Annotated in this window: 5 protein-coding genes, 1 pseudogene and 1 riboswitch; of the genes and pseudogenes, 5 read left to right on the forward strand and 1 reads right to left on the reverse strand. The window is 72.2% G+C overall.

Annotated elements, in window-relative coordinates:
• Positions 1–9: 9 nt before the first annotated feature.
• On the reverse strand, positions 10–1599 hold the full coding sequence (locus tag N4P33_RS32465; RefSeq protein WP_260830524.1) for an ABC transporter substrate-binding protein: 1590 nt from the start codon (positions 1597–1599) through the stop codon (positions 10–12).
• A gap of 226 nt (positions 1600–1825) precedes the next feature.
• A riboswitch (cobalamin riboswitch) is annotated at positions 1826–2009 on the forward strand.
• Positions 2010–2038: 29 nt separating this feature from the next.
• Here N4P33_RS32465 and N4P33_RS32470 point away from each other — a divergent pair.
• The 5 genes and pseudogenes from N4P33_RS32470 to N4P33_RS32490 form a co-directional block, all read left to right on the forward strand.
• A complete protein-coding gene (locus N4P33_RS32470) occupies positions 2039–2743 on the forward strand; it encodes an energy-coupling factor ABC transporter permease (protein WP_260830525.1) in 705 nt (234 codons plus the stop codon).
• The gene (locus tag N4P33_RS32475; protein WP_260830526.1) at positions 2740–3120 is read left to right on the forward strand and encodes an energy-coupling factor ABC transporter substrate-binding protein; all 381 of its coding nucleotides are present in this window, start codon (positions 2740–2742) and stop codon (positions 3118–3120) included. Before N4P33_RS32470 ends, N4P33_RS32475 begins: the two co-directional genes overlap by 4 nt.
• A 6-nt stretch (positions 3121–3126) precedes the next feature.
• Complete coding sequence (gene cbiQ / locus N4P33_RS32480; RefSeq protein WP_260830527.1) at positions 3127–3876, forward strand: cobalt ECF transporter T component CbiQ; 750 nt, start codon at positions 3127–3129, stop codon at positions 3874–3876.
• Entirely contained in the window at positions 3873–4724 is an 852-nt protein-coding gene (locus N4P33_RS32485) for an energy-coupling factor ABC transporter ATP-binding protein (RefSeq protein ID WP_260830528.1), read from the forward strand. Before cbiQ ends, N4P33_RS32485 begins: the two co-directional genes overlap by 4 nt.
• Before the next feature lie 235 nt (positions 4725–4959).
• Positions 4960–5140, forward strand: a pseudogene (locus tag N4P33_RS32490) (PucR family transcriptional regulator); the annotation flags it as partial.

Raw genomic sequence — 5140 nt, forward strand, 5'->3', positions numbered from 1 at the left:
TCAAGGAGCTCACTTCTTCGGCTGCCAGTCCTCGACGTTCCACCAGGGGCCGCTGGCGAAGCCGTGCTCGTGCGGTTCGACCTGGGTGGTGAGCCCGTCCCAGCGGTCGGCGAGGACGTACATGTGGTCGATGTGGGTGAGGAAGGTGTAGCCGGGGTTCTTCACCAGCTCGCGCTGGAGCGTGTCGTAGGCGGCCTTGCGGTCCTTCGGGTCCTGGCTGCGGCGGCCGGTGTCGAGGGCCCGGTCGACGGCCGGGTTGTCGTAGCGGGCCATGTTGTTGAAGCCGTCGCCGGCGAGCGAGGAGTGCAGCAGGGTGTAGAGGCCGAAGTCGGGGTCGCCGGTGCTGCCGAAGCCCGCGAGGACCGCGTCGTGCTTCATGCGCGGCTCGATGACCTCCCAGCCGGCGCTCTCCACCTGCACGTCGATGCCGGCCTTCTTGGCGTCGGAGGCGTAGGCGAGGGCGTGGTCCTGGCGAACCTTGTCGCCGGCCGGGTAGTAGAGCGTGAAGGCGGCGCGGCGGCCGTCCTTGGCGCGGATGCCGTCCTTGCCTGTCTTCCAGCCGGCCTCGTCGAGGGTCTTCTTCGCCTGGCCGAGGTTCTGGGGGCGGTCGATGCCCTTGGCGTACCAGGGGTCGTCCAGGGGCAGCGGGCCGTAGGCGGGGCGGCCGGCGCCGTCGAGGATCTGCTCGACCATGGCCTCGCGGTCGACGGCGAGGTCGAGGGCGCGGCGGATCGCGGTGTCGCCGGTGACCTCGTTCTCCGTGGGGAGGGTGACGGCGCGGAAGTCGTAGGAGGTGGCCTCGTAGGTCTTCCTGCTGTCGTCGTTCTTGAAGGTGGCGGCGAGGTTGGGCGGCAGGACGGCGCCGTCGAGGTCGCCGGAGCGCAGGCGGGTGGCGCGGACGTCGTCGTCGGCGATGATCGCCATGGTGAGCTTTTTCACCTTCGGCTCGCCGCCCCAATAGTCCGGGTTGGCCTTGAAGGTGAGCTTCTCGCCCTTGCTCCAGCCGGTGAGGACGTACGGTCCGGTGCCGACCGGCTTGGTGTTGAACGAGCCGGTGTTGGGGTCCTGCTTGCCCGCGATGTGCTCGGGAACGATGGGCAGGACGGTGCGGGCGGCGAAGCCGGCGTAGGGGTACTTGAGCGTGAAGACGACCTGGTGGTCGTCCTTGGCCTCGACGTCCTTGATGGCGTCGAGTTCGCTCTTGGCGGTGTTGTTGGTCTTGTCGTCGAGCACCGTGTCGTACGTGTAGACCACGTCGTCGGCGGTGAGGGGTTCGCCGTCGCTGAACTTCACGTTGTCGCGCAGGGTGAAGGTGTAGCGGCGGCCGCCGTCACCGACCTCGGGCAGGGCTTTCGCGAGGGCGGGCTTGAGCTTGAGGTCGGCGTCGCGGGCGAGCAGACCGTCGAAGATCTTGGAGTTGCCGTCCTTGCCGTAGCCGAGGAGCGGGCTGAGGGTGTCCGGCTCGGAGGCGACGCCGATCACCACGGAGTCGGCGGCGGCGCCGGCGTCCGCGGCGCCGCCGCCGGGTGCCGAGCAGGCGGTGACCGCTCCGGCCAGCGCGGCGGCGAGGGCAGCACCTCGTATTCGTCGGGTGGTCATCGAACCTCACATCACTGTCGCGCGCCGTGGAGCCACGCTGTTGCCCGAAAATCGCTGTTGCATATTAATTGCAGCAGGGGCCTACCCATGACCACCTCCCCTCAGTCCGCCCACCGCGACGGACGGGGTGCCCGGTGTCAAGTCCGCAGGTGTGCGCCGGGTCACGAGCCGCCGGGCGCCCGTCGCGCGCCCCCTGCTGCCGCTTGTCACCGGGCCGCGGCGGGCACTACTGTCACCACGCCTTGGTGACGGGAAACCGGTGCGGTACCGGTGCGGCCCTCGCCACTGTGATCGGGAAGTCCGGCTCCAGTCCTCGCGGACAGCCACTGGGTCTCTTGGGACCCGGGAAGGCGGAGTACGGGCGGTGGTACCCGTCAGCCAGGAGACCGGCCAAGGCGCGTCAACCATCCACGAGGTGCTGGAGAGGGTCTGCTGAGCCATGCACATAGCCGAGGGTTTTCTGCCACCGGCGCACGCGGTCGCCTGGGGTGCCGCATCGGCGCCGTTCGTGATCCACGGAGCCCGGTCGCTCATCCGTGAAGTGAGAGAACACCCCGAGAGCACGCTGCTGCTGGGCGCGTCGGGAGCGTTCACGTTCGTCCTGTCCGCACTGAAACTGCCGTCGGTGACCGGGAGTTGCTCCCACCCCACCGGCACCGGTCTGGGCGCGATCCTGTTCCGGCCGCCGGTGATGGCGGTCCTGGGCACCATCACCCTGCTGTTCCAGGCGCTGCTGCTCGCCCACGGCGGGCTGACCACGCTCGGCGCCAATGTCTTCTCGATGGCGGTGGTCGGCCCCTGGGCCGGATACGCCGTCTACAAGCTGCTGCGCCGCTACGACGTGCCGCTGATGGTGGCCGTGTTCTTCGGCGCGTTCGTCGCCGACCTGTCGACGTACTGCGTGACCAGTGTGCAGCTGGCGCTCGCCTTCCCTGACCCGGGCAGCGGATTCCTGGGCGCGCTCGGCAAGTTCGGCTCCATCTTCGCCGTGACGCAGATCCCGCTGGCGGTCAGCGAGGGGCTGCTGACCGTGCTGGTGATGCGGATGCTGGTGCAGTCCAGCAGGGGTGAACTGACCCGGCTGGGCGTGCTGTTGACGAGGGCCGGCAAGAAGAACACGGAGCCGGAGGCGGTGGCCCGATGAAGCGCGACACGAGGATCAACGCCCTGCTGCTGCTCGCGGTGGCCGCACTCGCGGTGATTCCACTGGTGTTCGGGCTCGGCGACCACAAGGAGGAGCCGTTCGCGGGGGCCGACGCGGAGGCGGAGACGGCGATCACCGAGATCGACCCGGACTACGAGCCGTGGTTCTCCCCGCTGTACGAACCGCCGTCCGGTGAGATCGAGTCGGCGCTTTTCGCCCTCCAGGCGGCCATCGGCGCGGGCGTCCTCGCGTACTACTTCGGCCTGCGCCGGGGACGCCGCCAGGGCGAGGCGCGGGCGCTGGCACGTCAGGAGGCGGAAGGCGTCGAGGCCGACGCGGGTGAGGGCGGCCGGGCCGCTTCCCGGTCCGGGAGCTGACGGCTCGTGCTGCCGATCGACGCGGCGGCGCACAGCAGTCGTTGGCGCCGGCGGCATCCGGTGGACAAGGCGGTGCTCGGTCTCGGGCTGACGGTGCTGGCGATCTCGTTGCCGCCCTGGCCGGGGGCGGCGCTGGTGATCGTGGCCGCGCTCGCCGTGCTGCTCGGTCCGGCGGGGGTGCCGGGGCGGCGGCTGTGGCGGGCGTACCGGGTGCCGCTGGGGTTCTGTGTCACCGGGGCGCTGACGCTGCTGGTGCAGGTGGGCGGGCCCGGCGGGTTCGTGTCGCTCGCCGCCGACGGGCCGCTGCGCGCCGGGGAGTTGCTGCTGCGCACCTCTGCGGCCTCGCTGGGTGTGCTGCTGTTCGCGTTCACCACGCCGATGTCCGACCTGCTGCCCCGTCTGGTCCGGGCCGGGGTGCCCGCGCCCCTCGTCGACGTGGCGCTGGTGACGTACCGCATGAGCTTCCTGCTGCTGGACTCGATGCGCCGGATCCGTGAGGCGCAGGCGGCCCGGCTCGGGCACACCACCCGCGCGGCCACCTGGCGTTCGCTCGGCGGTCTCGGCGCCACCGCGTTCGTCCGGTCCTTCGACCGGGCGGCCCGCCTCCAGACGGGCCTCGCCGGACGCGGCTACGACGGCACCCTGCGCGTCCTGGTCCCCGAGGCCCGCGTCTCCGTCCGTTTCACCGCCGCGAGCCTCGCCCTGCTGGCGGCGCTGGCCGCGCTCACCGTCGTACTGGAAAGGCCCCTGTCGTGACCGAAGCGCCGCCCCTGGTCGCCCTGCGGGGCGCGTCGTTCGCTTACGAGGAGGGGCCGCCCGTGCTCACCGGCCTCGACTTCGCGGTGCGCGAGGGGCGGGCGCTGGCGCTGCTGGGGCGCAACGGCAGCGGCAAGACCACGCTGATGCGGCTGCTCAGCGGTGGACTGCGCCCGCGGGAAGGGGAGTTGACGGTCGAGGGCCGGCCGGTGCGCTACGACCGCAAGGGGCTGACCCGGCTGCGGACGACCGTGCAGCTGGTGGTGCAGGACCCCGACGACCAGCTGTTCGCCGCGTCCGTCGGGCAGGACGTGTCGTTCGGGCCGCTCAACCTCGGGCTGCCGGACGCCGAGGTGCGCGCCCGGGTGGCGGAGGCGCTCGCCGCGCTCGACATCTCCGCGCTCGCCGACCGGCCCACGCACCTGCTGTCCTACGGGCAGCGCAAGCGGACCGCGATCGCGGGCGCCGTCGCCATGCGACCCCGGGTGCTGATCCTGGACGAACCGACGGCGGGCCTCGATCCCGACGGCCAGGAGCGGCTGCTCGCCACGCTCGACCGGCTGCGCGAGGGCGGCACGACGGTGGTGATGGCCACGCACGACGTGGACCTCGCGCTGCGCTGGGCCGACGACGCCGCCCTGCTCACCCCGTCGGGCGCGCGGACCGGTCCGGCCGCCGACCTGCTGGCCCGCACCGACCTGCTCGCGGCGGCGGGGCTGCGGCTGCCGTGGGGTGTCGCGGTGGGGCAACTGCTGCGTGCGCGAGGGTTGCTGGGCGACGCGGACGACGGCCCCCGGACGCCGGAGGAGCTGGCCGCGCTGTCCGCGGCGCACCCGACCGACCGCTGAGAAGGGGGAGCCCCCCGTAGCGGCTCCGGCACCCGGCACCTGCCGGTACCGGGCACCGGAACCGTCCCCCGTGCTCCCCGCGCACCATGGTGCCCGCCCCCGGCGCCGGCGCGCATTGCCGGACCCCGGCAATGTTCATTAGGGTCTGCATGCCGGTGGGGCGCCAAGAACGCGTCAGGAGGACGTCAGGGCGGCGTCAGGAATTCACGGAACGCCGGGTGACGGGGGCGGGACGGTGGAGCAGGAGATACCGGAGCAGTATCTGGACGGGTACGCCCGTCTCCTCGCCGATGTCGCGGCCACCGGCCGGCGCCTCACCCGGGACGAGATCACCGCCCGGCGCGCCCTCGGCGAACGGGCCGCCGAGGCGGGCCACGGGCTGCGCGCGCTGGTCGGTGCGCATCTGACCGCCGCCC

The sequence above is a fragment of the Streptomyces sp. 15-116A genome, assembly GCF_025290915.1.
GTDB lineage: Bacteria > Actinomycetota > Actinomycetes > Streptomycetales > Streptomycetaceae > Streptomyces.